We start from the raw sequence: 21,850 nt of genomic DNA, 5'->3' as shown, positions 1-21,850 counted from the left end.
TCCGACAGCGGATCGGCCTCGGAGCTCCCGGACGCGTGGCGGCGCGGGCGCGGTGTTGACGCCGGATGTGCTCTACATCACCGCAACGCGGCGGGCTCCGAGGACAGCTCTCAGTGTGAAACCAATCAGCCGCGCCGCGTGTCTGGCCGCCCTGATCGCCGCTTCCGCGCTGTGCGCCGGTGACGCGATCGCGCGTGTCTTTCCGTTCGGCCCGCGGACGCGCAGCGTGAACGATCTGGGTAACCAGTACGTCCCGTACCACGCCTATCTGTGGGATCTGCTGCACGGCAGAGCCGACGGCGATCTGTTCGTCAACTGGCGGTCCGGCTTCGGCTCCAGCCTGCTGCCCGATCTCGGTACGTACCTCACCAGCCCCTTCGCCCCGCTGGTCGCGCTCTTCCCACGGGACGAGATCGATCTCGCGGTCTATGTGATCACCGTCCTGAAAGTGGCCGCGGCCGGTGCCGCGATGGCCTGGCTGCTGCTCCGGCTGCGCCCCGGGCGCTGGTGGGTCGCGGGGGCGCTGGGCGGCTCGTACGCCCTGTGCGGGTGGGCCGTGGCGGACGGCGCGCACAACCCGATGTGGCTGGACGGCCTGATCGCATTCCCGCTGCTCTGCCTGGTGGGTGAGTGGGCGACGGCCGGCCGTCGCCCGGTGCTCGGCGCGCTGGTGGTCGCGGTCGTCTGGACCGCCAATTTCTACACCGCGTACATGGCCACACTCGGAGCCGGACTGCTGCTCCTCGCCCGGCTGTTGGCCGACTCGCACACCGTCCGGGAGCGTCTGGTCGCGCTGCGGCGGGCCGCCCTGACCACCGTGCTGGGTATGGGCCTCGCCGCGCCCGTGGTGGTGGTCGTCTACTTCGGGACGCGGCACGCGTACCCGGGCCGGAACACGGTGTTCTCCGCGGTCCCGTGGACCGATGTGCTCGCCCGGCTGCTGCCCACCACGTACAGCTTCGGGACCCCGGGCATCTACGTGAACACCGCGGCGCTGCTGCTCGCGCTCACCCTGCCGTTCAACCCGGCGGTGCCCCGCCGGGCGCGCCTGGTGCTGACGGTGCTCGTGGCGGGGGTGGTGCTGTCGTTCCAGTGGGGGCCCACGCATCTGGTCTGGAACGCGTTCAGCACCCCCAACGGGAGCGCCTACCGGCAGGCGTTCGTCCTGTGCGGGCTGCTGGTGATCGCCGCGTGGTGGTCGTTCGCCCACGGGGTTCCCGGCCTGCGCCCGGTGCTGGCCGCGAGCGGACTGCTCGCGCTCGTCGCCGCCGGTGCGAGCTTCAGCACGCTGGTGTACGCGTGGTCGGTCCCGATCGCGCTGGTGGGCGCCGTCTCGGGGGTCGTCGTGCTGACCGTCATGGCGGCCGGCCGGCCCCGTCGGCGGGTTGTCGCCTGCTGCGCGGCCCTGCTGATCAGCGTCCAAGTGGGCCAGTCCGCGGGAACCGCCGCCCTCTCCGGCCGGCTGAGGCTGGCGCACGCGGACGACTACGCGCCGTGGGGCGCGCGCCAGAGCGAGCAGCGCGACGCCGTCGCGCGGGCGGACGTCTGGCCGCGTTACCGCACCGAACCGGGCCGTGAACAGACCGTCGGGAACGACCCGTTGCTCGTCGGCGGCCAGGGCGCCCAGTACTACAGCAGCCTGACCTCCGATGTGCTCAGCCGTACGCTCACGGCGCTCGGCGGCGGCTGGACCTCACGGGGGCGGTCGGTGCAGAGCCTGGACAACCAGGTCACGGACGTCCTGTTCTCCGTGGGCGCGCGGGTGCGGTCGCCTCCCGATCCATACCAGAGGTGGAATCCCCCGGAGGGCGGCACTCCGGTGGTCACGCGGCGGGAGGTGCCGCCGCTGGTCACCGTCCGGCCCGCCGGTCCCGTACCGGAGTTCGGGGCCTCGCCCTTCCGCAACCAGGAGAAGCTGCTGGGCGCCCGGGTCTATACGGTGCCCCGGATCCGGCCCGTCAAGGTCCGGCCCGCCGAGACGAACCCCGGTGTCACCGCCCGGATCACCGCGTCCTGTCCGGCGGGCAGCGAGGCGCAGCTGTGGGCACCGCACTATTCGGGCACGGCGCGCCTGACGGACGCGGGCTCCGCGACCGACCCCGCGACGGCCTCTGCGACTGCCTCAGCCACCGACCCCGCGACAGTCTCCGAGACTGCCTCCGCCACCGACCCCGCGACGGTCTCCGGCGCCGAGTCCCGTACCCCGGTGGGCCGGTTCCGGGCCGACTACCCCGTCACCAAGATCGCCTCGATGCAGCCGCTCGGCACCGTCCCGCCCTCCGGGCGCGTCACGGTCGAACTCACCCCCGAAGACGGCGGCACCATCCCGGACGGTGCTCTGGGCTGCCTGGACACCGGCCGACTGAGCGAGTCCGTGCACCGGCTCAAGGCCACCGGAGCCACCGAGGTCCGCGTCTCCGGCCACACCGTGACCGCCGAACTCCCGCCGGGCGCCCGGCGGACCGCGGTGCTCGCCGTTCCGCGTATCGCCGGCTGGCGGTGTGCCACGGGCGCCTCGGCACCCCGGCCCGCCGGCACGTACCTCGGCCTCGTCGCCGTACCGCTCGCCGAATCCCCGGCCCCGACCACCGTCCGCTGCGACTTCAGGCCCCCGGGCCTGCGCGTCGGCGCGCTGGTGGGAGGAGCCTCCCTCCTCATCCTTCTCGTCCTCCTCGCCCGCAGCGGCCCGCGCGCACGCTCGTCGCGGCGAAAGACCCGTCAGGGAGCACCATGCTGATCTCCGTCGTCGTTCCGTGCTTCAACGAGGAAGCGGTCATTGAGCGCTTCCACGAGCGCCTCACCCAGGAGACCGCCGCGCTCGACCTTGGCTCCGGCCTCGGCTCCGAGCTTGGCTCGGACCTTGGCTCCTCACTCGAATTCGTCTACGTGGACGACGGCAGCGACGACGGAACCCTCCTCCGTCTCAGCGCACTCGCCGCCGAGGACCCCCGTATCCGCTATATCTCCTTCAGCCGTAACTTCGGCAAGGAAGCCGCGATGCTCGCCGGTCTGGAACACGCGGCCGGTGACGCGCTCGTCATCATGGACGCGGACCTCCAGCATCCCCCGGAACTCATTCCACGCATGGTGGAACTGCACCGGGAGGGGTTCGACCAGGTCATCGCCCGGCGCACCCGGAAAGGGGACCGCGTCACCCGCACCCTCACCGCGCGGGCCTACTACTGGCTCATCAACCGCTTCATGGATGTGGAGATCGTGGACGGAGCGGGGGATTTCCGGCTGCTCTCGCGCCGGGCGGCGGACTCCGTCACGGCCCTCACCGAGTACAACCGTTTCTCCAAGGGCCTCTTCGCGTGGGTGGGCTATCCCAGCACGACGTTCTCCTACGAGAACGCCGCACGCGAGGACGGCCAGAGCAAATGGAGCTTCGGGAAACTCCTCAACTACGGTCTGGACGGCCTGCTCTCCTTCAACAACAAACCCCTGCGCGCCGCGTTCCACTTCGGCGTCACCCTGATGGCGGTCGCCGCCGTGTACGCCGTGTGGATCGTGGGGGGAGTACTGACGAGCGGCGTGGACACTCCCGGATACGCGACGCTCCTGGTGGTCATCACCGCACTGGCCGGGGCGCAGATATCGATGATGGGGATCGTCGGCGAATACATCGGGCGCATCTATTACGAGGTGAAGCGGCGCCCGCACTATCTCGTGAAGGCGACCAACACCCCGACGGCAGACGTCCCGTCGGCGGCGCCCGCCGGGCCGGACCGGCGGGTGGGGCGGCCCGTACGCTGAACGCGTTTACCCCCCGCGGCACCCGGAGAGGCAACAGATATGGAAACCACGCTGGGCGAAGAGCTGTTACTGCTTTCGTTGGACGACAAGTGGGGCTACGAGAAGGAGCCGGAGAAGGTCGCCTGGGCGATCGCGGCGGCGTCCCTCGTGGATCTCGCGCTGGCCGGGCGGATCGAGGTGACCGACGAGGTGGTCGCCGTCCGCGATCCCGCGCCGCTCGGTGTGCCCAGCCTCGACGCCGCGCTCGCCGACATCGTCGGGTACGAGAAGCCGGGCAAGGTCAAGGACTGGCTGCACCACCTGAAGAAGCCCGCGGTGGCCGGCGCGACGGACGGTCTGGTGGAGAAGGGCCTGGTCCGCAAGGAGACCAAGAAGGTGCTGGGGCTCTTCCCCGTGCGCCGCTATCCGGAGGCGGACGGCTCGGCCGAGGCGTCGGTACGGGAGCGGCTCGACGAGGTGGTCCGCCAGGGCGGGACCCCTGACGACCGTACGGCCGGGCTGGTGGCCCTGCTGCACGGCGCGAAGCTGCACAAGCTGGCGTTCCCGGACGGCGACGCGCGCGCGGTCGAGCCGCGGATGGCGGAGATCGCCCAGGGCCAGTGGGCGTCGCCCGCCGTGCGCGGCATCATCGACGCGGCGGAGACGGCGCTGACGGTGATCGTCACCTCGACGGCGATCGGGGCGGTGATGGGCGCCAACTGACGCGCCCCGCAGCCCGGTACTCCCCGGCGGTCGTGCGCCCGAGCGGCGCGCGACCGCCTCCGTACGCCGGAAATCGGAACGGAACGGATCGGAACGGATCCGATCGGATCGGATACTCCGGCGTACGGAGGCGGGGTCGGTCCGTCAGCGGACCTGTACAGCAAGGCGACTCGTACCGCGAGGCGCGGCCTGTACCGCGAGGCGCGGCCCGTACCGCGAGGCGCGGCCCGTACCGCGCGGCGGCCCGTACCGCGAGGCTGCCCGTGCCGCTCGCTCAGATCCAGCCGCGCCGCTGCGCCAGATACGCGGCCGCGTGCCGGTTCTCCACCCCCAGCTTGGTGGTCACCGCCGACAGGTAGTTGCGTACGGTGCCCTGCGCCAGCGCCGCCCGTTCCGCTATGTCCTCGATCGGCGCGCCGTCCGCGGCCAGCGTGAGCAGATCGGCCTCCCGCGAGGTCAGCGGCGAGTCACCCGCGCTGATGGCGTCGGCGGCCAGGGTGGAGTCGATGTAGCGGCTGCCGCCGTGGACGCTGCGGATGATCGAGGCGAGTTCCTGCGCGGAGACGGTCTTGGAGACGAAGCCCTGGACCCCGGAGGCCAGCGCGCGCTTGAGATGGCCGGGCAGGCCGTGGCTGGTGACGATCAGCGTCTGACAGCCGGGCAGGCTGCGGCTGAGATCCTCCGCCACGGTGATGCCGTCCTTGCCGGGCATCTGGAGGTCGAGCACGGCGACATCGGGTTTGTGATGGCGGGCCATGGCCACGGCCTCGGGGCCGGTCGAGGCTTCGGCGACGACCTGGAGGTCGCGTTCGAAGGTCAGCAGTGCGGCCAGCGCGCCGCGGATGAGGTGTTCGTCATCGGCGAGGAGGATCCGGATCATTACGATTCCCCGTTCGGTATGCGCACAGTGAGGCGATAGGTGTTCTTCGGCCCGTAGCCGTGGCAGAGGTCGCCGCCGAGGGGCGAGAGCCGCTGTGTCAGCCCGTCCAGACCGGTCCCCTGGCCGGGATCGCCGACGGGCGTGGCACCGTCGTTGGTGATCTGGAGCTGCGTTCCCTCGCCGTCGCGGCGGTCCACGGTGATGGTGCAGTGGGTGGCGTGGGAGTGCCGCAGTACGTTGGTGACGGCCTCCCGGACGGCCCATCCCAGCGCGATCTGGGTCTTTTCGCCGAAACCGCCCGTCGGCGGGGCGTGATGGATGACGCAGGTCGTGCCGGCCGCTTCCAGGACCGCGCGGGCGCCGTCGAGTTCGGCTTCCAGGTCGGTGGTGCGGTAGTTCCGTACGACGTCCCTGATCTCCTTGTGCAGTTCGCGCGCGAGGCGCTGCACTTCGACCATCTCCGCCTGCGCCTTGGGGTGCTGGGTGAGCCGGGCGGCCAGTTCGCCCTTGAGCGCGATGACGGACAGGTTCCGCCCGATCACATCGTGGAGATCGCGGGCGAACCGGAGCCGCTCCTCCGCGACGACCAGCCGGGCCTGTGATTCCCGGGCCGCGTCCAGCTGCCACATGACGGCCAGGAACCAGACGGAGGAGTGCATGAGAAGGCCGATGACCGCCCACCCCGTCGCGGTGCCGGTCAGCACGGGCAGCAGCATGCGCGGGTCGAGAGCGAGGCTCACGGTCGTGGCGACGGCGGTCTCGGCGAGCGCGGCGCCCGCGTACAGGCGCAGATCGGCCGTGGGCGACAGGGCGAAGGCGAGCGGCAGCGCCAGGACGACCGACAAGGTGGCGATCGACTGCGTACCGGTCAGCCATTCCGCGTCGTACAGGTAGGGCATCAGCGCGAGTTGGAGGACGGTGAGTGCCCCGATCCCGAGCAGCAGCGGTACCGGGAGGATGTGCCGCCCGATGCCGTAGGCCACGGCCGTGGTCGCGCCGATTCCCTGGATGGTCGTGAGCGCGGCCGCCAGCCCCACGGCCGAGGTCGGCGCACCGCCGCGCTGTAGCTGTGCCAGTAACGGCCAGAGGAGGGAAGCGAGCAGGAGCCACGGCATGGAACAGAGCATCCACCGTGTGTAGACCGTGGCCTTGTGCACGTTGGTCTGGTGCAGCGAGGTCCCCATTTCGCTTCCTCTTCCCCGTTGGTCATGCTGTCAGTCTCTGGGCTCCCACCGGAACCAGCGACGTACGCCCCAGGCTGCCAGGGCGGTCCAGGCGGCGATCGTCGCGACCCTGATGAGAGTGGAACCCAGGCCCGCATCCTCTCCGGTCCAGCCGGACTGGACCAGGCTGATGGCCGGGGTGAGCGGGAAGTATCCGAGGACGTCTCCGAAGATGTCCGGCAGAACACCCATGGGGATCAGGGTTCCCGAGGTCAGCAGCAGGAAGAGGAAGCCCATCGTGCTGACTCCCTGGGCGCTTTCCGCGGTGCGCGCCACGGCGGTGGTGAGCGCGGCCACGGCGGTGGTCAGCAGGGCGCCGAAGACGATGCCGAGGAGCGCCAGATGCGGGGCGGCCGGCGCGCCGAGACCGGCGATGACCGTCACGGCCCCGGCGATCAGGGCGAACTGGAGGACGGCCACCACGATCATGGGGACGGCCGGACTGGCCAGGATGACGGTGTCGTGGACCTCGCCGGTGCGCAGCCGCTTGAGGAGATGGTCCTCGCGGCGCAGGACGTAGACGCCGGTGAGCGGCGCGTACAGGGCCATCACCAGGACGATGCCCGCGGAGGTGGAGATCATCACCTGCCCCATGGCGAGACCCGCGCCCGCCAGGTCGTACTGGTCCATGAACGTGGTCGTGCCCATGGTGATCAGTACGGGGATGACCAGCACGTTGAACAGGTTGGTCTTGCTCCGGGCGAAGAGGCTCAGCTCGACCTTGCTGAGCGCGGTGAGATGGGCGACGGCAGTACTCATTCGGTGTCCCTCGCGGCGGTCCGGGCGACGCGCAGGAACGCCTCCTCCAAGGAGGCGGAGCTGGCGTCGAGTTCCTTCAGGTCGATGCCCTTATGACGGGCCCAGAACAGGACTTCGGTCGTGGTGTGCTGGAGGTCGTCGGTGGACAGCTCCGTCCGGCCGTCCTTGCCGGCGCCGACGGTGGCCCGCAGGTCGTCCGTCGAGGGGAGGTCGTCGGTGCCGAGCCCCGGAGGGAGGCGGAAGCTGAGCGACGAGGGGTGGGCGGCGACGATCTCGTGCACCGTTCCGGATGCCGCGATCTCGCCCTGGTGCATGATGGCCAGATGGTCGGCGAGTCCTTCGGCCTCTTCCAGGTAGTGCGTGGTCAGGACGATGGTGGCGCCGTCGTCGTTGAGCCGCTCGATGATCCGCCAGGTGTCGTGGCGGCCCTCGGGGTCCATTCCGGTCGTCGGCTCGTCCAGGAAGAGCAGATCGGGCCGGCCGAGTGTGGCCATGGCGAGGTCGAGTCGTCTTTTCTCGCCGCCCGAGAGGCTTTTGACGGTGACGTCGCCTCGGTGTCCGAGCCCCACCATCTCGGTGGCCTCGGCGACGGGGCGGGGGTTGGTGGTCACGGACGCCCACATACGGACCGTCTCGTCGACCGTGAGGTCGGTGGCGAAACCGCCGTGCTGGAGCATGACGCCCGTCCGCGGCCGGGTGTGCTTCCGGTCGGTAAAGGGGTCGTGCGCGCCGAAAAGGCGAATGCTGCCACCGGTGGGGCGGGCGAGACCTTCGAGGAGTTCGACCGTAGAGGTCTTTCCTGCGCCATTTGTCCCGAGCAGAGCGAATATTTCGCCCTTCGGGACGGAAAAGTTGACGCCTCGAACGGCGGCGAAGCCACGCTTGTCATCGGGCCCGTATCGCCGCCAAAGGTCTGTGACCTCGATCACATTTTCTGCTCCATTGGCATCCATGGGCGAAATCGTCCCCGATGAATGACGCCCACCCCGATGAGAACTGTCATGGCCTGTGATGACGGACGTCATATCGACTTGTGACACATGTCAGGAGACGGATGATCCCATTCCGAATGCCACTGTGACCTACGTCATACTGGCCTTGTTGGCGCGGGTGCTTTCATCCAACCGCACGCCGGGGGGATCGCTGCGACAGTCGCGGAGGTTTACCCGCGTATAACGCACCGAGAGTCACCAATATGACCGGTATCGGTCTGATTACTGGCTGGATTTCAGTGCGTGCATCCGACGCGTGCATCCAGCACGTGGAATGCGTGCAGCCAACACATAGCAGAAAGCGGAGCATCCCATGGTGGAGATCGTCTCGTACTTCAACGAGAAGCTGGACCTCGGCACCATCGACCAGGGCGAGTCCAACTCGGAGCAGGCCCCGGTTCTGGCGACCCCGGCCGCCGCCCTCGCCGCCATCGGTGGCGCCAAGGTCGTCGGCGCGTTCGTCGGCGGCGCGACCCTCGTCGGTGGCGCGTACGCCCTCGGCAAGGCTGTCGGCTAAAACTCCCCGCAGTGGTTTTTCACACCACCTGCGCGGAACGCACATTCATTCACCAAATCGAACTGTTGCTAGGAGGAAAAGCATGAACAACATCATCGAGGCAGTGAACGAGATGGACATTCCGGCGGAGGGGAAGGTATTCCCCGACGCCACCCCGGTGCTGGCCACCCCGGGTGCGTTCCTGGGCGGCGTGGCGGTCTCTTCCGCCGTCATCGGCGCTTTCGAGCTCGGTCGCGGCGGCGGCTCGGCCCCGGCCACGCAGCTCTAGTCACAGGCAGTACCTGAATGCAATTCTGCCGGGCCAGAGATGCGTTCTGGCCCGGCAGAACCCTATCCACTCTACGGGAGCCGTCCTCAGGGCGGTTTTGAAAGGAACCCTGTGAGATTCGCACGAAGGATCGCTTCGGCAGTCTTCGGTCCTGTGCCGGTGTCCCGGGACGGGGCGTTGGGCCTGTCGGAACGGCTGGCCGCCGTCACTACTCTGACCTCGTCGATCGAATATCTGTCCCAGCGCAAGGAATTGCGCAAGGGCGGGCTCAACGACTGGGACATCGTCAAGGATGTCCAGGCCGCTTCGACGCCTCTTGTCCGGAAGGCGTTGCACGCGGTCAGTGGACGCCGGACGACGACCGCCCTGCATGTTGCCCGCGCCGCTGTGAGCGCGGGCATGCTGCTTCCCGGTTCCTCGCGCTGGCGGGGTGCCGGAAGTCTCTTCCTCGGCACGACGTCCGCGCTGCTCTACCCGCGCCACCGCTACGGCACCGACGGGTCCGACCAGGTGGCCATCCTCGTGCAGACCGCCACCGGCGCCGCCCGGCTGGTGAGGTCGCCGGAGGCCCAGGACGCGCTGATCTGGTACGTCGCGCTCCAGTCGAGCCTGTCGTACGCGGTGTCCGGCTGGGTGAAGCTGCTCGGTGAGCCCTGGCGGGACGCGTCCGCGCTCGGCGGGATCATGCGGACCAGGACCTACGGCCACGAACCGATGTTCCGCTGGACGGAGAACCATCCGCAGCTCTCGCGCTACCTGACGCACAGTGTGCTGGCGCTGGAGTGCCTCTTCCCCGTCGTCTATCTCGCGGGTGGCCGGCTGGCCCGCCCGCTGATCACCAGCGCCGCGGCCTTCCATGTCACCAACGGGTTCCTGATGGGCCTGGGCAGGTTCGTGTCCTCGTTCGTGGCGATGCACCCGATGGTGGCGTACACCGCGACGCACCGCGGCCACCCGGCTGTGGCGGGCCGGGACAACCGTGCGCCGCTGACGGCCGCGAGCCTGCTGGCAGGCGCCGTGGCGGTGGCCGGTGTGGTCGCCGTACAGCGCCGTCTGCGCACGCTGGAGGGCTGGCACACCACGCAGACCCTGACGACCCGCAACGGCAGCGAGCTCCAGTACGAGATCATGTCGCAGGGCGACGCGGACAAGCCGGTGATGGTGTTCGCGGCCGGGATGGTCGCCACCTCCGAGCACTTCTCCTGGGTGACGGAGAAGCTGGCCAAGGAGACCGGCTACGGCGTCGTGACCTATGCCCGTGCCGGATACGCGGGCAGCCGCCGCGCCTCCGACGGGCCCTACACGCTCGCCGAGTCCGTCGACGACCTGGTCGACCTGGTCGGGACGGTCTCGCCGCGGCGCCGGGTCATACTCGTGGGGCACTCGCTCGGCGGTGAACTCGCCCGCCGCGCCGCGCTCCTGCTCGGTGACCGGGTGGAGGGCGTCGTCTACCTCGACTCCTCGCACCCCGATGAGCTGAACCGTTCCAAGCAGCAGAGCGATACGGCGAAGCGGCTGAGCGAGTCGCTGACGCAGATGGTGTGGTTCCTGCGGGCCGGCACGGGGATTCTGATGTCGCGTCCGATCTGGGTGGACGCGCTGCCGGAGGCGTACCGGAAGAAGGCGTTCGCGCAGTACACGGATGTGCGGATGTGGGAGGCCGGGCGCCGTGAGTGGGCGGCGGTCGAGGCGGACTTCCGTGCCTTCGAGGGTGAGCTGGAGCCGGTGGACGCCCATGCGCTGGTGGTCTCCGCGCAGCAGACCGTCGACCGTGATCCCGATCAGCTGCTGATGCACAACGAGCTGGCGGGGGCGCACAGCGGTGAGGGCCGCCGTACGGAGGTGGTGGTGATCGAGGGTGCGGATCACGACACGGTGCTGACGAACAGCCGGTTCGCGCATCAGGTGACGGAGCGGATCATCGCGTTCTGCGACGCCGGTCTGCCGGCCGGCGCTTCCACGGACGAGCACGAGGGGGCGGCCAAGTGAGCACATCACCGCGGGAGATCGGCAGAAGCCTGTTCACGGGGCCGGGTGCCGGCTGGCGTATCGCCGGTGCGGTGATGCTGGTCAGTACGGTCGCCACCCAGCATCCCAACCAGCTGTTCAACCGGCTTCAGCTGAAGGACACCTTCTCGCTGCTGCCGAACTGGCGTTTCTTCGCGCCGACTCCGGCCATGCACGACTACCACTTCCTCTACCGGACCCGTGGTACGGACGGGGAGACCTCCGCCTGGAAGGGGGTCGACGTGATCGCGGGCCGCAAGATGCGGCAGATCGTCTGGTTCCCCACGCGGCGGCCGGAAAAGGCGATCTTCGACATCTGCAGTGAGATCCTCCATGTGATCGACAAGGGGTTCTCCGTCATCGTGCGGACCTCCGCCTACCGGACGCTCACCGAGTATCTGCGGGCGACGATCCAGGAGGAGGAGGACGTCCGGCGGATCACGGGTTTCCAGTTCGCGCTGGCCCGTGCCACCGGGTACGACGCGAGTCATGACCCCGAGGTCGTGTTCGTGTCGCCGTACACCCCGTTGGACCCCCACACGGACTCGCCAGTGAAATCCGACATCAAGAAAGTGGTCAAGGCATGAGTGTTGGTGCGTACGTCATCCTCGCGATCGGTGCCGGAATCGCCGCGGCCATCGCGATCGGCGTCCTCAAGAGGTAGCCGCCGTCCTCACGAGGGAGCCGTCATCGACTGCCGCCCCTCCCCCCATGAGGGGCGGCACCCGCAGTCCCCGAGGAGTCCCTCAGGAGTCCCCGAGGAGTCACCGAGGAGTTCCTGAGGAGTCTCCGATGAACAAGACCCCGGTCATTCTCTGCGCCCTCGCCGCCGTCGCCGTGCTGGTGTTCCTGGCGATCGGCGACGTCATCAACTACCCGTTCGCCGCCGGGATCGGCACGGCTCTCGTTCTCGCCGCCGGCCTGGAACTGCACAGGAACAGGAAGAGGAGTCACCAGTGAGCGAGATAGCCGACATCGGGTACGGCCGCCAGTTCGACGGCTGGTACGACCGGCTGTTCCCCAAGGACGGCGCCGCGGCCGGGGTCGCCAAGAAGATCGCGGACCTCCACCCCGATCACTCCACCGGCACCCTGGAGTTCGGCGTCGGCACCGGCCGTATCGCCGTCCCGCTGTCGGGGCATGTCGGGCGGGTGACCGGGGTGGACTCCTCCGAGGAGATGCTGGCCACGCTGCGCGCCGAGCCCGGCGCCGCCGGGGTCGAGCCGGTCCACGGAGACATCCGCACCTACACCTCCGACGAGCGGTACGGGCTCGTGTACTGCGTCTGCGGAACGCTCTCCATGCTGCTGACCCCCGAGGACCAGGCGCTGGCCGTGCGGCGGGCGGCGGATCTGCTGCTGCCCGGCGGCCGGCTCGTCATCGAGACGCACAACAAGCCCGCCATCCTCGCGCTCCACGAAGGCCGCAGCCGCGACACCTATTTCACGCCATATCCCGAACCGGGCACCGGTCTCCAGACCCACTCCACGCTGCTGCCCGAGGGCAACATCTGGCTCTGCTCCCACATCTGGTACGAGTCGGACGGCACCACCCGCGTCGGCTCCGAGGCCTCCCGCCTCACCACCCCCGACGAGGTCGACGCGTACGCGCGCGCCGCCGGCCTCGAACCCGAACAGCGGTTCGCGAGCTGGGACGAGGCGCCCTACAGCGAACAGCTCCCGATGTTCGTCACCGTCTACACCAAGGCCGACGCGTGAACGTCTGGGGGATAGCCCGCGGGCACCGCGTGCTCCTGCTGGCGGGCACCCTCCTGGGGATCCTGGGAGCCGCGGCCACACTGGCGCAGCCGCTGGCCATCGGCGAGATGATCAAGGCGGTCGCCGGTGACCGCTCCCTGCTCGTACCGATCCTGCTCGCGGCGGCGCTGTTCGTGACGGACGCGGCACTCGCCGCCGCCCACGCCTACGCGATCGGCCGGGCCGGCGAGAACATCGTCTTCGACATCCGCCATGTCCTGACCGCGCGGCTGCTGCGCTCCCGTACCGCCGCCTTCGCGCGCTGGGAACAGGGCGACGTCTTCACGCGGATGGTCACCGACACCTCGCTCGCCCGTATCTGCATGGCGCAGGCGCTGGCGCAGATCGTCACCAGCGGCTTCATGGTCCTCGGCGGGATCGCGCTGATGGCGTGGATCGACCCGCTGCTCCTCGCCGTGACCCTGCTGTGCCTGGGGCTCGCCAGCGTCGTGTCACTGCTGCTGGCCCGCCGGGTGCGGAAGGTGGCGGTCATCAACCGCGAGGACACCAGCGACTTCGGCTCCGCGCTGATGCGCGTGCTCGGCGCGATGAGCACCGTCAAGGCGTCGCGCGCCGAGGACCGCGAGACCGAGCGGATCACCGGCTTCGCGCAGAAGGCGCGCCGCTCCGGCGTCCGGGTCTCGGCGCTGTCCGCGATGCTCACGCCCGCCATGAACGTCGGTACGCAGGTCGCCCTGACGGTCGTCATCGCCTGGGGGATGGCCCGGGTGGCGACCGGCGCGATGCCGCCCGCGGACCTGACCTCGTTCATGATGTACCTCTTCTATCTGGTGTCGCCGCTGGTGATGCTGTTCATGTCGATCGCCCAGTTCCAGCAGGGCCGCGCGGCCCTGGACCGGATCGGCGAGCTGGCCGGCATCGAGCAGGAGGAACTCGACCCGGACGCCGCTCACGTCGCCACCCGGGGCCACGCGATCGCCTTCGACCGCGTCTCGTTCACGTACCCCGGCAGCGAGGAGGCCGTCCTCGACGAGGTGTCCTTCACCGTCCCGGACAAGGGCCTCACCGCGATCGTCGGCCCCTCGGGCGCGGGCAAGACCACCGTCTTCCAGCTCATCGAACGCTTCTACGGGCCCGATTCCGGCACCGTCCTGATGGGCGGGACGGATACGGCGACCATGCCGCTGGAGCAGATACGCGGCCAGATCGGCTACGTCGAGCAGGACCACAGCCTGATGCGGGGCACCATCCGCGAGAACCTCACCTACGCCGCGCCCGGCGCGAGCGAGAAGGAGATCGCGGACGCGCTGCGCATGGCGCATCTCGGCGAGGTGATCGGAGCCCTGCCCGAGGGCCTGGAGACCGAACTCGGCGAGCGCGGGGCCGGGTTGTCCGGCGGACAGAAGCAGCGCCTGGCCATCGCGCGGACGCTGTTGCAACGGCCGGAGATCGTGCTGCTCGACGAGGCCACCGCCAATCTGGACAGCGAGGCGGAGGACGCGCTGCGGGACACCATCACCGCCATCTCCGGGACCTGCGCGGTGATCGCGATCGCCCACCGGATCTCGACGATCACGCAGGCGGACCAGATCATCGTGCTCGACCGGGGCGGTGTCCGGGCGACCGGCACCCATACGGAACTGACCATGACGGATGATCTGTACCAGCGCCTCTCCCGGCACCAGGAGGTCGCGGCGTGACGGAAGGCCGCGGCGTGGCCGGAGACTCGGGCGCGGGGATACGTCGGGAGGATGTCGCATGACCGCGGACGCCGTCGTCGTCGGGACCGGGCCCAACGGTCTGGCCGCCGCCGTCACACTCGCCAGGGCCGGCCTCACCGTCGAGCTGTACGAGGCCAGGGACACCATCGGCGGAGGGCTGCGCACCGAGCCCCTCTTCGACGACGACGTCGTCCACGACATCTGCTCCGCCGTGCATCCGATGGCCGCGGCCTCGCGCTTCTTCCGCGAGTTCGACCTCGGCGCGCGCGGGGTCGAACTGCTCCACCCCGAGATCAGTTACGCGCACCCCCTCGACGCCGGTGATGCCGGGCTCGCCTACCGCGATCTCGACGCCACCTGTGAGCACCTCGGCCCCGACGGGCGGCGCTGGCGGCGGCTCATGGCGCCGCTGCTGCACCACAGCGAGGGCGTCGTCGATCTGATCCTCTCCGGCGGGCGCGGGCTGCCGCGCGATCCGCTGGCCCCGCTGCTCCTTCCCACCAGGGCGCTGGCGCACGGGACCCCGCTCGCCACCGGGCGGTTCGCCGGCGAGCGGGCGAAGTCCCTGCTCGCCGGCGTCGCCGCGCACTCCATCGGCAGACTGCCGACGCTCGCCTCGGCCGGGGTCGCCCTGCTGCTCGGCCATCTCGCGCACGGCACCGGCTGGCCGCTGCCGCGCGGCGGGAGCGCCCGGATCGCGGAGGCGCTGGCCGCCGACATCACCGCGCACGGCGGTACGTTCCACACCGGCCGCCCCATCGGGGACCTGCGGGAACTCGGCGAGGCGAAGGCGGTGTTCCTGGACACCAGCCCCAAGGGTTTCACCGCGATCGCCGGTGACCGGCTGCCCGCGCGCTACCGGCGCGGGCTCGACGCGTTCCGCTACGGCCCGGGGGCGGCGAAGGCCGACTTCCTGGTGTCGGAGCCGATCCCCTGGGCCAACCCGGAGGTCGGCAAGGCCGGAACGGTCCATCTCGCGGGCACCCAGGCGGAGATGTTCCGCCAGGAGACCCTGACCGCCCAGGGCGTCGCCACGTCCGAACCCTTCGTCCTGCTGGTCGACCCGGCGGCCACCGACCCGGGGCGCGCCAGGCCCGGCAAGCGGCCGGTGTGGGCGTACGCGCACGTACCGAACGGCGACGACACCGATCCGCTGGAGATGGTGCGCGCGCGCATCGAGCGGTACGCGCCCGGGTTCACGGACACGATCGTCGCCCAGCGCGGGATGTCGGCCGCCGCGTACGAGGCGTACAACCCGAACTACGTGGGCGGGGACATCGGCGGCGGGGCCATGACCCTCAAGCAGTCGCTGCTGCGCCCCACCCCGCGGCTCGACCCCTACCGGACCCCGCTGCCCGGGGTCTATCTCTGCTCGGCGTCGACCCCGCCGGGGCCCAGCGTCCACGGCATGTCCGGCTATCTCGCCGCTCTTTCGGCCCTGCGCCGCGAATTCGGCATCAAGGAGCGGCCGGAGCTGGGGGCGGGTTCCGCCCAGGCGCTGTCCATGTGGCCGGAGCCCACGTCTCCGCGGGATTGATGGCGGTCCGGGCCGTCCTGCACGGCCCGTGCGCGCCCCTAGTGTCCGTACACCGTCAAGGAGGACGGACGCGAGGGGAGCCGCAATGTGGGACAGCACCTGGACGAAGCGAACTGCCCTACGGGGTACGGCGCGACGAGACACGGCGCAGCGATACAAGGCGCGACGAGACACGGCGGAACGAGACACGGCGCGACGAGACACGGCACAGCGATACACGGCGCGACGAGACACGGCGGAACGAGACACGGCGCAACGGAGCACGTCACCGAGGAGGACGTCACCGAGGAGTCCGGCGCGACGGCTGACCACGGCGGGGATGCTGCTCGCCCTGCTGGTCGCCCTGCTCGGCGCGGGCGGCCCCGGGTTCGTCCCCGAGGCGCGGGCCGCGACGCTCACCGAGGTGACCGGCTTCGGCACGAACCCCGGCAATCTGCGGATGTTCCGCTACGTCCCGGACGGCCTGCCCGCGGGACGGCCCCTCGTCGTGGCGATGCACGGCTGCACCCAGTCCGCCGCGGCGTACGACGCGGAGACCGGCTGGACGAAGTGGGCGGACCAGTGGGGCTTCGCGCTGCTGCTGCCCCAGCAGCAGTCGGCCAACAATCTCAACTCCTGCTTCAACTGGTTCGAATCCGGTGACATCGGGCGAGGCGCGGGCGAGGCGCTGTCGGTCAAGCAGATGACGGACCGGATGAAGAGCGATCTGGGCAGCGACGCCGCCCGCGTCTACGCGACGGGGCTGTCGGCCGGGGCCGCGATGACCAACGTCATGCTGGCCTCCTACCCGGACGTCTTCGCCGCCGGGGCGCCGGTGGCCGGGCTGCCGTACGCGTGCGCGACGAGCGTGATCGCCGCGTACAGCTGCATGAACCCGGGGACGAACCTGTCGCCGTCCGCCTGGGGCGACAAGGTGCGTGCCGCGTACCCCGGTTACGGCGGCCCCTGGCCCACGGTCTCCGTCTGGCAGGGGACGACGGACACGACGGTCGTCCCGGCCAATCTGACGGAGACGGTGGAGCAGTGGACGGCCGTCCACGGTACGGACGCGACGGCCGACGCCACCGGCACCGTGGCCGGTTATCCACACGCTGTGTACCGCGACGGCGCCGGACGGGATGTGGTGGAGACCTACTCGCTGACCGGCATGGGACACGGCCAGCCGGTCGACCCGGGCACCGGACCGGAGCAGTGCGGCACCGCGGGCGCGTACATCCTCGACGTCGGGCTGTGCGCCTCGTACCGGATCGGCCTGTTCTGGGACCTGGACGGCGCCGGATCCCCCGGCCCCGGACCGGATCCCGAGCCCGGCCCGGGAACCGCCGTACTGCCGAGCCTGGCCGCGGACGACGGCTATGTGAAGGCGTCCGCGACCGGCGCGGGCCCGGCGGTCGGCACGCTGGAGGGAAGCCTCGGGGTCGCGGTCGGCCGGGGCACGGACGGGCTGCACAACCGGGCCCTGTTCTCGTTCGACACCTCGTCCCTCCCGGACGGCGCGCGCGTGAAGCGGGCGTTCGTGACGGTGACGCGCGCGAGCGGCGCCGGCGACCCCTGGGCGGCGGGCAACCGGCTGGTCGTCGACCTCAGGACCGGCTGCTTCGGGGCGACCTGCGCGACGGCCGCCGACGACTGGTCGGCCCCGGCCTCGACGGCCGAGGCGGCGGAGATCGGCGCCTTCACCTCGGGCACGAAGGCCTCCACCGCCTTCACCGCGGTCAACCCGGCCGGCATCACACAGGCCCGCCTCCGCCTCGCCTCGGCGCCTGCCTCCACGGCGTATGTGTTCCTGAGGCCGGGCGCGGGGGCGACGCTCACGGTGGAATGGGAGTAGCGAGCAGGGGGCCCGGGTCCCACGTGGGGCGCAGACCGCCGGCCCGCACCGCCGCCGCGTAGCCGGGCCGGCCCGTCCCCCCGCCGGGACGTCGGGGGGACGTCTCAGGGAGGGGCGGGCCGGGCGCGGGGGTGGGTCAGCGGTGCGGGGGTGGGTCAGCGGGTCACCCGGTCAGGGTGAAGAAGGTGTCCCGCTGCTTGTCCAGCTCGGCCCGCCGTTGGACGACGTCGGCGTTGAAGTCGTACCAGACGTCCTTCTCCAGGCTGGAGAGCCGGTCCCTGGTGGTGGTGATCTTCCACGCGAGGATGTCCTCCGTCCTGAGCGGGGTGAGGAAGGTCAGCTCGTCGCCGCCCGTCGTCGCGCCGTGGAAGACGGCTATCCGCTCCGCGGTCTCCAGCGTGTGGCCCTTGACGAAGAGCCGCACCTCTCGGTTGAGGTCGGGGACCCGCTTGCCCGGCCGCCCCCAGAGGTTGTGCAGCTCGTCCTCCGAGACCTCCCGCATCCCCAGCTCCGCGACCGACTTGAAGGCGTAGACGTAGTCGAACCCCGTGGCGGACAAACCGGAGCTGGCCTGCCCCGCGCCCAGGTACTGGGCGCCCCGGCTGCATGCCACGGCGCCGATGAGCGCGCCGAGATTGCCGTTGGTCTTCTTGTACTCGCGGGTCGCCTCCGGGATGTTGCTGAAGGCGTGCAGGGCGCCGAGGAGGTCGCGCACCGTCTCCACCGGGTTGGGCCGGCGGGGGTGGAAGCCGTTGGAGGCAAGGATGTCCCACGGGGGCCGGGTGTCCTGCCGGGAGAGGTCGGTGGCGGGCGTCGCGCGCGGCGGAGTGGCGCCGCGGACCGCGGCGGAGTACTCCCGCGCGGCCTGCTCGACGCCGGCCTCGTCCCGCAGGCCGAGTTCCGTATTGCGCGCCTCCAGGCGCGCCTTGGCGGCCTTGGCGTTGACGTCGAAACGCGTGTTCGCCTCGGTGGTGTCGCGCCTGAAGACCTCGTCCATCACCTCCTCGCGCACGCCGATGTCAGCCTGCGCCAGTGCCTCCCAGGAGGCCACCCCGTGCCGGGCGAGGAGCTGAAGGTCGTCGCGGACCGTGTCCGGGGTCTCGGCGACCCGGTCGAGGGTGAACTCCCGGACGGCTTCGGCGGGGCCCCGGGTGGTCTCCTCCAGGCTGTAGCGGATGACCTGCCGCACCTGCGCCTGCGGCAGGTTCTGGCGCAGGTCGCCTTGGCGTGCGGCCTGGAAGATCGGGACGCCGGCGTACCGGGGCAGCGCTCCGCGCACGGCGTTGGCGAAGGTCGCCTCGGGGACCTTCGGCTTGACGGCCGGCGGCGGCTTCATCGGCACCGGCGGAGGCGTGGCGCCGTTGCCGGCGCCCGGCAGGGGAAGAGTGCTCTCGGTCATCGTGCTGTGTCCTTGACTGGTGTGTGGGCGCTGGTCGGAGGGCGGGTCCCGGATCAGGGACTCGCGAAGATCGCCTCGTAGGCGACCTGTGTGAGGCTCTCGATCTGGTCGGGCGCCACCACGTGCTCCGCGCTGCACTCCGCCACCGCCTCGCTGATCACGGCGTAGACGGTCTGGTTGAACCGCTCCAGATCCGCGCCCTGCAACGGCGATTCCTCCGGGTGCTGCTCCGGCGCGTACGGCTCCGCCACGGGCTGCTCGTGCCCGTACGACTGCTCCGCGTACGACTGCTCCGCCAGCTCCTGCGCGTACTGGTCCTGCTGCCACTTCCAGCGCTCCAGCACGGCCAGGAACCACTGCGAGAACCGCTCGGCCGACTCCGCGTCGGCCTGGCCGGTGAGCATGAGGAACTCGCTCTGCTCGGCCTCGGTCAGCCATTCGTTCAGCACGCCGTCCAGGGGGCCTGGCTCGGGGTACGCCCAGGTGGCGGCGTCCGTCTGGAGCAACTGCCCGAGGTGGTCATGGATCGCCCACGTCTCGGGGAGGTCGGGTCCGTCCTCCGGCGCGAGGAACTGTTTGGCCGTGGAGATGTTCTCCTGGGGCAGCATCATTCTGTGTCTCCTTGTCGCTCCGTCCCGAGCTTCGTCCTCCCGCGAGCGGACGACGAGGTACGAAGAGGTAGCCATCCGGGCAGTGGACGACGGCCCGGCGGGGCGTGCACCGGAGACGCGGCCGGCCCCGCCGTGGCTCAGGACAGCGCTCAGGACAGCGCTCAGGACCGCGCTCAGGACAGCAGCGAGAAGAACTCCAGCTCGGAGACCGCCACGTCGTCCCCCTTCGGCGAGGGGAACACGTCGGCGACGGTGATCCGCACCGTCTTGATGCCGACCGCGTTCTTCAGGGCGAACTTCTGCGGCTTGGCGGTGTCCTGGAGAGTGAGCATCACCTGCTTCTCGTTGGTGAACTTCAGGAAGACGCGGCGCGGGCGGCCGTGGTCCGTGAACTCGTCGACCGCTCCGGCGTGGATGATCAGCTGGTTCAGGCTGACGACGCGGTCGAACTTCATGGTCAGGGAGACCTTGTTGTCGGCGGAGGGGTCGTCCGGGTCGTAGGACGCCGACCAGTACGTGGCGGTGTTCATGTCGATCGCCTTCCCCGGGGCGTGCCCCTTGGCCGACTTCGCGGCCACCGCCCCGTCGGGCCGGACCGGTGAGTAGCGGGACTCCACCACGTCCTTCACACCCGTGCGCACGGCGGTGACCTGGCGGTTGACCTCGTTGCGGAACGGCGCGTACGAGGCGTAGAGGAAGGAGGACACGAAGAACATGAAGCCCGCCACCACCTTGATCCCGACCCAGAACTTCCGTCCGCGCTCGCCGGGGGCCACGGACGGTCCGGCCCCGCGGTCGGTCCCGCCGGCCGCCCCCAGGGAGACGATCCGGGGCCCCCGCCGCGGACGCAGCCGGTGCCACCAGGGCGCGCGGGCCACCACGGCCTCGTTCAGCTCCGACCCGCAGCGGGAGCAGAACCGCCGTGCGGGCGCGTTGCCCTGGCCGCAGTCACCGCAGACGAGGTGCCCCGGCTGGATGGTGTTGGCCCGCGCCGTGCGGTGCTCCCGCCGGGGGCGCGGGGACGGCGGGGCCTGCGGGAGGACGGCGTCCGGCTCGCGGTCGTCCCCGAGGCCCTCGTCCGTGTCGTCGTCCGGCACGGGGGGCAGGGGCGCGATCAGGGCGGCGTCCCGCGCACGGGCCGCCTCCTCGCATCGCTCCCCTCCGGACGCATCGCCGACGGTCGCCCGGTCGGCCTGAGCGGCCTGGCCGGCCTGGGCGACCCGGCCGGGCGCCTGCGGCGACGAGGACGGCGCAGCGAGACCGGGCGGCGGCGTGGGCGGACTGCCCAGACCGGGGGGTGGCGTGCGCGGACCGCCCAGACCGGGAGGTGCTGTGCGCGGGCCGCCGAGTTCCGGGGGACGGGAAGAGCCACCAAGACCGGGGGGTGGTGCGGGTGGACCTCCGAGTCCCGGTGGCCGTGACGGGCCGCCGAGTCCTGGGGGTGGTGTGGGTGGGCCGCCGAGTCCCGGGGGACGGGATGAGCCACCAAGACCGGGAGGTGGTGTGGGTGGACCACCCAGACCGGGGGGTGGTGTGGGTGGACCGCCGAGTCCCGGGGGCCGTGACGGGCCGCCGAGTCCTGGGGGTGGTGCGGGTGGGCCACCGAGTCCCGGGGGACGGGATGAGCCACCAAGACCTGGAGGTGGTGTGGGAGGACCACTCAGACCGGGGGGCCGTGGCGGGCCGCCCAGACCTGGTGGTGGTGTGGTTGGGCCGCCCAGACCCGGCGGGCGTGGTGGACCGCCCGGACCCGGCGGGCGTGGTGGGCCGCCGAGGCCGGCCGGGCGGGGTGGGCCGCCGAGGCCCGGGGGCCCGCCCACGCCCGGTGGGCGCACGCCGAAGGGGCCGTTGGGCACGTGCACCGGGGCGCCGGTGGCGGGTGGCGCCATGAGCCGGCTCACCCCGAGGGTGACCCTGCGGAACAGCGGC

Annotated in this window: 19 protein-coding genes; 12 read left to right on the top strand and 7 right to left on the bottom strand. The window is 70.8% G+C overall.

The features are described 5' to 3' along the window. Positions 1 to 115: 115 nt before the first annotated feature. Genes ACIOGX_RS12600 through ACIOGX_RS12590 form a run of 3 tightly spaced genes read left to right on the top strand, consistent with a single transcriptional unit; the run spans position 116 to position 4,458 of the window. Positions 116 to 2,737 carry a YfhO family protein gene (locus tag ACIOGX_RS12600; RefSeq protein WP_401912588.1) on the top strand — a complete coding sequence of 874 codons (2,622 nt, stop codon included), beginning with the start codon at positions 116 to 118 and terminating at the stop codon, positions 2,735 to 2,737. Continuing rightward, the gene (locus ACIOGX_RS12595; protein ID WP_401912585.1) at positions 2,731 to 3,756 is read left to right on the top strand and encodes a glycosyltransferase family 2 protein; all 1,026 of its coding nucleotides are present in this window, start codon (positions 2,731 to 2,733) and stop codon (positions 3,754 to 3,756) included. Before ACIOGX_RS12600 ends, ACIOGX_RS12595 begins: the two co-directional genes overlap by 7 nt. A 39-nt stretch (positions 3,757 to 3,795) precedes the next feature. Beyond that, complete coding sequence (locus ACIOGX_RS12590) at positions 3,796 to 4,458, top strand: GPP34 family phosphoprotein (RefSeq protein WP_356517754.1); 663 nt, start codon at positions 3,796 to 3,798, stop codon at positions 4,456 to 4,458. Positions 4,459 to 4,732: 274 nt separating this feature from the next. Here ACIOGX_RS12590 and ACIOGX_RS12585 read toward each other — a convergent pair whose 3' ends face one another. The 4 genes from ACIOGX_RS12585 to ACIOGX_RS12570 are packed head-to-tail and all read right to left on the bottom strand — an operon-like array spanning position 4,733 to position 8,273. Further along, entirely contained in the window at positions 4,733 to 5,338 is a 606-nt protein-coding gene (locus tag ACIOGX_RS12585) for a response regulator transcription factor (RefSeq protein WP_129770336.1), read from the bottom strand. Then, positions 5,338 to 6,522, bottom strand: coding sequence for a histidine kinase (locus ACIOGX_RS12580; protein ID WP_356517751.1), 1,185 nt, complete (start codon positions 6,520 to 6,522; stop codon positions 5,338 to 5,340). Before ACIOGX_RS12580 ends, ACIOGX_RS12585 begins: the two co-directional genes overlap by 1 nt. 30 nt (positions 6,523 to 6,552) lie before the next feature. After that, positions 6,553 to 7,320 (bottom strand): ABC transporter permease, encoded by a 768-nt coding sequence (locus tag ACIOGX_RS12575; RefSeq protein WP_129770334.1) that lies wholly within the window; start codon positions 7,318 to 7,320, stop codon positions 6,553 to 6,555. After that, positions 7,317 to 8,273, bottom strand: a complete 957-nt coding sequence (locus ACIOGX_RS12570; protein WP_356517749.1) for an ABC transporter ATP-binding protein — start codon at positions 8,271 to 8,273, stop codon at positions 7,317 to 7,319. The genes ACIOGX_RS12575 and ACIOGX_RS12570 overlap by 4 nt, the downstream gene beginning before the upstream one ends. 352 nt (positions 8,274 to 8,625) lie before the next feature. Between ACIOGX_RS12570 and ACIOGX_RS12565 the strand changes: the two genes are divergently transcribed. The 9 genes from ACIOGX_RS12565 to ACIOGX_RS12525 all read left to right on the top strand — a co-directional run bounded on the left by ACIOGX_RS12565 (position 8,626) and on the right by ACIOGX_RS12525 (position 17,911). Further along, the gene (locus tag ACIOGX_RS12565; protein ID WP_129770332.1) at positions 8,626 to 8,829 is read left to right on the top strand and encodes a hypothetical protein; all 204 of its coding nucleotides are present in this window, start codon (positions 8,626 to 8,628) and stop codon (positions 8,827 to 8,829) included. Positions 8,830 to 8,911: 82 nt separating this feature from the next. Continuing rightward, complete coding sequence (locus tag ACIOGX_RS12560) at positions 8,912 to 9,097, top strand: hypothetical protein (protein ID WP_030350807.1); 186 nt, start codon at positions 8,912 to 8,914, stop codon at positions 9,095 to 9,097. Between the two features lie 111 nt (positions 9,098 to 9,208). Next, positions 9,209 to 11,086, top strand: coding sequence for an alpha/beta fold hydrolase (locus ACIOGX_RS12555; protein ID WP_356517746.1), 1,878 nt, complete (start codon positions 9,209 to 9,211; stop codon positions 11,084 to 11,086). Beyond that, on the top strand, positions 11,083 to 11,691 hold the full coding sequence (locus ACIOGX_RS12550; protein ID WP_401912578.1) for a hypothetical protein: 609 nt from the start codon (positions 11,083 to 11,085) through the stop codon (positions 11,689 to 11,691). Before ACIOGX_RS12555 ends, ACIOGX_RS12550 begins: the two co-directional genes overlap by 4 nt. Before the next feature lie 205 nt (positions 11,692 to 11,896). After that, on the top strand, positions 11,897 to 12,064 hold the full coding sequence (locus ACIOGX_RS12545; protein ID WP_165371911.1) for a hypothetical protein: 168 nt from the start codon (positions 11,897 to 11,899) through the stop codon (positions 12,062 to 12,064). Next, entirely contained in the window at positions 12,061 to 12,822 is a 762-nt protein-coding gene (locus ACIOGX_RS12540) for a class I SAM-dependent methyltransferase (RefSeq protein WP_383969714.1), read from the top strand. Before ACIOGX_RS12545 ends, ACIOGX_RS12540 begins: the two co-directional genes overlap by 4 nt. Further along, positions 12,819 to 14,522 (top strand): ABC transporter ATP-binding protein, encoded by a 1,704-nt coding sequence (locus ACIOGX_RS12535; protein WP_356517740.1) that lies wholly within the window; start codon positions 12,819 to 12,821, stop codon positions 14,520 to 14,522. Before ACIOGX_RS12540 ends, ACIOGX_RS12535 begins: the two co-directional genes overlap by 4 nt. 58 nt (positions 14,523 to 14,580) lie before the next feature. Next, positions 14,581 to 16,080, top strand: coding sequence for a phytoene desaturase family protein (locus ACIOGX_RS12530; RefSeq protein WP_401912574.1), 1,500 nt, complete (start codon positions 14,581 to 14,583; stop codon positions 16,078 to 16,080). Between the two features lie 319 nt (positions 16,081 to 16,399). Further along, positions 16,400 to 17,911, top strand: coding sequence for a PHB depolymerase family esterase (locus ACIOGX_RS12525; RefSeq protein WP_401912572.1), 1,512 nt, complete (start codon positions 16,400 to 16,402; stop codon positions 17,909 to 17,911). A 163-nt stretch (positions 17,912 to 18,074) separates the two neighbouring features. Here the strand turns inward: ACIOGX_RS12525 and ACIOGX_RS12520 are convergent, their stop codons facing one another. From ACIOGX_RS12520 to ACIOGX_RS12510, 3 genes are all read right to left on the bottom strand, one after another. Next, the gene (locus tag ACIOGX_RS12520) at positions 18,075 to 19,310 is read right to left on the bottom strand and encodes a hypothetical protein (RefSeq protein WP_401912570.1); all 1,236 of its coding nucleotides are present in this window, start codon (positions 19,308 to 19,310) and stop codon (positions 18,075 to 18,077) included. A gap of 53 nt (positions 19,311 to 19,363) precedes the next feature. Next, the gene (locus tag ACIOGX_RS12515; RefSeq protein ID WP_356517732.1) at positions 19,364 to 19,921 is read right to left on the bottom strand and encodes a hypothetical protein; all 558 of its coding nucleotides are present in this window, start codon (positions 19,919 to 19,921) and stop codon (positions 19,364 to 19,366) included. 173 nt (positions 19,922 to 20,094) lie between these two features. Continuing rightward, the gene (locus ACIOGX_RS12510; protein WP_356517730.1) at positions 20,095 to 21,018 is read right to left on the bottom strand and encodes an NADase-type glycan-binding domain-containing protein; all 924 of its coding nucleotides are present in this window, start codon (positions 21,016 to 21,018) and stop codon (positions 20,095 to 20,097) included. Between the last annotated feature and the right edge of the window lie 832 nt (positions 21,019 to 21,850).

It is taken from the genome of Streptomyces sp. NPDC088147 (assembly GCF_044741565.1).
In the GTDB taxonomy this organism is placed as follows: domain Bacteria; phylum Actinomycetota; class Actinomycetes; order Streptomycetales; family Streptomycetaceae; genus Streptomyces.
Note: the sequence above shows the minus strand (reverse complement) of the source record. Positions and strands in the feature narration are given on the sequence as shown.

Coding starts and splice junctions, on each gene's coding strand:
- ACIOGX_RS12575 (WP_129770334.1), bottom strand. CDS start 7,320: ATGAGTACTGCCGTCGCCCATCTCACCGCGCTCAGCAAGGTCGAGCTG.
- ACIOGX_RS12520 (WP_401912570.1), bottom strand. CDS start 19,310: ATGACCGAGAGCACTCTTCCCCTGCCGGGCGCCGGCAACGGCGCCACG.
- ACIOGX_RS12580 (WP_356517751.1), bottom strand. CDS start 6,522: ATGGGGACCTCGCTGCACCAGACCAACGTGCACAAGGCCACGGTCTAC.
- ACIOGX_RS12530 (WP_401912574.1), top strand. CDS start 14,581: ATGACCGCGGACGCCGTCGTCGTCGGGACCGGGCCCAACGGTCTGGCC.
- ACIOGX_RS12525 (WP_401912572.1), top strand. CDS start 16,400: ATGCTGCTCGCCCTGCTGGTCGCCCTGCTCGGCGCGGGCGGCCCCGGG.
- ACIOGX_RS12590 (WP_356517754.1), top strand. CDS start 3,796: ATGGAAACCACGCTGGGCGAAGAGCTGTTACTGCTTTCGTTGGACGAC.
- ACIOGX_RS12595 (WP_401912585.1), top strand. CDS start 2,731: ATGCTGATCTCCGTCGTCGTTCCGTGCTTCAACGAGGAAGCGGTCATT.
- ACIOGX_RS12565 (WP_129770332.1), top strand. CDS start 8,626: ATGGTGGAGATCGTCTCGTACTTCAACGAGAAGCTGGACCTCGGCACC.
- ACIOGX_RS12585 (WP_129770336.1), bottom strand. CDS start 5,338: ATGATCCGGATCCTCCTCGCCGATGACGAACACCTCATCCGCGGCGCG.
- ACIOGX_RS12560 (WP_030350807.1), top strand. CDS start 8,912: ATGAACAACATCATCGAGGCAGTGAACGAGATGGACATTCCGGCGGAG.
- ACIOGX_RS12515 (WP_356517732.1), bottom strand. CDS start 19,921: ATGATGCTGCCCCAGGAGAACATCTCCACGGCCAAACAGTTCCTCGCG.
- ACIOGX_RS12570 (WP_356517749.1), bottom strand. CDS start 8,273: ATGGATGCCAATGGAGCAGAAAATGTGATCGAGGTCACAGACCTTTGG.
- ACIOGX_RS12545 (WP_165371911.1), top strand. CDS start 11,897: ATGAACAAGACCCCGGTCATTCTCTGCGCCCTCGCCGCCGTCGCCGTG.